The organism is Bradyrhizobium sp. Ses1, from assembly GCF_059512365.1.
On the sequence record NZ_JCAMOQ010000143.1, the window covers coordinates 1 to 2,856 of the forward strand.

Below are 2,856 nucleotides of genomic sequence, written 5' to 3' on the forward strand. Positions count from 1 at the left end.
GTATCCGTCCGGCGAGGACCGCGGGTAGCTGACTTGCAGAGTTCCAGTGTTTAAGTTGGGTGGAGCAATCCGTCGGATCTGAGCGTGTCAATCGCTTCGGCAAGGGTAAGGCCGCGATGGAGGCAGAACCATTCTCCGGTGTGACGGTGCCACTGGATGTCGAAGCGATTGCGGCTAATCCAGTCGAGACGGGCGAACGGGGCGTCGAACTCTTCGCCGAGATTCTCCGGGAAGCCGGAGCGGTAGCGTTGAATGAGCCGATATTTGGTGCCGTGCCACTTTCCCAGGATATCGACGGGGTAGTTGAACTGCGTCGGCCGGATAGTGGGCAGGAAGCGGGGCTTAAGGAAGTCATCGATCAGCTGCTGGCAAGCGGCCGTCACCGCCGATTTGTCTGCCGCTGACAGGCCGCTCGCTCTCATCTGTATTTTTGCCTCACGCCGCCTCGACATGGCTCGGCACGAGCTTGCGCCAGTTCCAGGGCAGAAGCTCATCCAACCTCTGGATAGCATGATCGTTGATGCGGGCGAGCACGTCGGCCAACCAGGCCTGTGGATCGATGTCGTTCAGCTTGGCGGTGGCGATGAGGGTATAGATCGCGGCCGCACGCCGGCCGCCCTCATCGGAGCCGGCGAAGGTCCAGTTTCTTCTGCCCACGGCGACGGCCCGCAGCTCGCGTTCGGCGGCATTGTTCGACATGCACAAGCGCCCGTCGTCAAGGAAGCGGGTAAATGCATCCCAGCGGCTGAGGTAGTAATTGATCGCCTTGGTCGTGTCGTTGTTCCTTGAGAGCTTGGCGCGCTGCTCGCGCAGCCACGCTTCCAGCTCAACGATTAAGGGACGGCTACGCTCTTGGCGTACGCGCAGGCGTTCCTGCGGAGCAAGGCCGTTGATCTCGCGCTCGATGGCGAACAGAACGTCGATGCGCTTGACCGCCTCGGCCGCAATCGGCGCCTTGCTGAGCCGGGCGAGATCGAAGAACTTGCGCCTGCCATGCGCCCAGCACGCGGCCTCAATGATCGGGCCGCCCTTGCGATTGGCCTCGTAGAGCCTGCCAAAGCCGGCGTAGGCGTCGGCCTGCATCAGTCCGGCATAGCCCGCCAGATGCTGCTCCGGATGCGCACCGCCCCGATCCGGCGAGTGGAAGAACACGGCCGCCGGTGGGGCTGGGCCGGCAAACGGACGGTCGTCGCGCACGTAGGTCCAGAGCCGGCCGGTCCGGGTCTTACCCTTGGCCAGGACCGGCACCGTGGTGTCATCTGCGTGGATGCGCTCGGCTGCGAAGATGTGGCCCCGGATCGCATCGACCAGAGGCATCAGGGTTGCCGCGGAGGCACCTACCCAGTCCGCGAGCGTCGATACGTCGAGATCAATGCCTTCACGTTGGTAGACATCGCTCTGACGATGGAGCGGCAGGTGCAGGCCATACTTGCCAAACAGAACATGGGCCAGCAGCTTGGGCCCGGCGCGCCCGCGCGCAATCGGATGCGAGGGAGCCGGCGGCTGGGTGATCGCTTCGCAGGCCCGGCAGACGAGCTTCTCGCGCACGTGCTGGATCACCTTCCACTGGCGAGGAACGAGCTCCAGCGTCTCAGTCACGTCCTCGCTGATCTTGCGCAATCGGCTGTCGCCGCAGCATGGGCAGGTGGCAGGTGTGGGATAGACAATGCGCTCCCGCGGCAAATGCTCCGGCAGCGGCCGGCGAGCTGGCTTGCGGCGCTCGAACGATGGCACCGCAATCTTCTCGGCCGCCATCTGCGCCGCGGTCTCGGCTTGCGCCGCGTTCTCCTCGAGGTCGGCGAGCTGCAGCTCAAGCTGGTCCAGCAATGCGCCTCGCTCGGAGGACTGTCCGAACTGCTCGTGCCGGAGCTTCTTGATCGTGAGTTTGAGCTTCTCGATCAGCAAGCTCCCCGCCTGGGCCTCGGCTTCCGCGGCCAACCGGGCCGCTCGCTCGGCGCGCAGCATCGCCTGCAGCGTGGTCACATCGTCGGGAAGAGAATCATCAGCGGCCATCGCCGAACCAGAGAATCACAAGACGCGGTCTCTGTCAGAACCGCCGATCGTGCCACCGATTCAAATCCCAGCGATCAGCCCGCCGCCTGCGGTCGCCAGGTGTGTTGCGGCATCCGCCAGTCGATGCCCTCAAGCAGGTAGCCAAGCTGGGCTGGTGTGATCGTCACCACGCCATCAGCCGACGATGGCCACAGGAAGCGGCCGCGCTCCAGCCGCTTGGCGTAGAGCGACATCCCGAGCCCATCGTGCCAGAGGATCTTGATCAGCTTGCCGCTCTTGCCTCGGAACACATAGAGATCGCCGCCGTGCGGGTCTCGCTTGAAGGCTTCCTGCACCAGCAAGGCCAGCGAGTTCATGCCGCGGCGCATGTCTGTATGGCCGGTCGCAATCCACACCCGGACGCCCGACGCAATGGGGATCACCGTAGCCGTCCATCTGCCAGCGCCGCCACGGCGGCCTTCAGCGTAGCCGCGTCGACCGCACCCGTGATCCGCATCCGAGTTCCGGTCGCAAACTCGATCTCGATCGCCCCGCCGCTGCTGGCCGGCGCGACTGGACAAGGCGTCGACCCCGATTCCGCGACCACCATCGCCGGTACGAAGCCAGGTTGATCGGCGGCATCCTTCGGCTCCGGCCGAAACGAGCGTCGCCATCGCAGCAGCAGTGACCGCGAAACGCCGTACCGCCGCGCCGTTGCCGCGACTTGGCGCGGCGCCTGTAAGCTCTCCAGGACGATCTTGAGCTTCTCGTCCTCGGACCAACGCCGCCGCCGGCCCGTGTCCACCACCTCAAGCCGTTCGACTTGGGCACTGCGCCTATCACTGTCCATAAGGACAGTTCTCA

At 64.8% G+C, this 2,856-nt stretch carries 4 protein-coding genes; all 4 read right to left on the reverse strand.

The features are described 5' to 3' along the window. Positions 1-50: 50 nt before the first annotated feature. The 4 genes from AC5ZG5_RS45910 to tnpA all read right to left on the reverse strand — a co-directional run bounded on the left by AC5ZG5_RS45910 (position 51) and on the right by tnpA (position 2,842). Positions 51-422, reverse strand: coding sequence for a DUF3024 domain-containing protein (locus AC5ZG5_RS45910; RefSeq protein WP_456647209.1), 372 nt, complete (start codon positions 420-422; stop codon positions 51-53). 13 nt (positions 423-435) lie between these two features. Continuing rightward, positions 436-2,013, reverse strand: coding sequence for an IS66 family transposase (gene tnpC, locus AC5ZG5_RS45915; protein ID WP_456647208.1), 1,578 nt, complete (start codon positions 2,011-2,013; stop codon positions 436-438). A gap of 74 nt (positions 2,014-2,087) precedes the next feature. Next, positions 2,088-2,435, reverse strand: coding sequence for an IS66 family insertion sequence element accessory protein TnpB (gene tnpB / locus AC5ZG5_RS45920; RefSeq protein ID WP_130584126.1), 348 nt, complete (start codon positions 2,433-2,435; stop codon positions 2,088-2,090). Continuing rightward, positions 2,432-2,842, reverse strand: coding sequence for an IS66-like element accessory protein TnpA (gene tnpA / locus AC5ZG5_RS45925; RefSeq protein WP_456647207.1), 411 nt, complete (start codon positions 2,840-2,842; stop codon positions 2,432-2,434). The genes tnpB and tnpA overlap by 4 nt, the downstream gene beginning before the upstream one ends. Positions 2,843-2,856 lie beyond the last annotated feature (14 nt).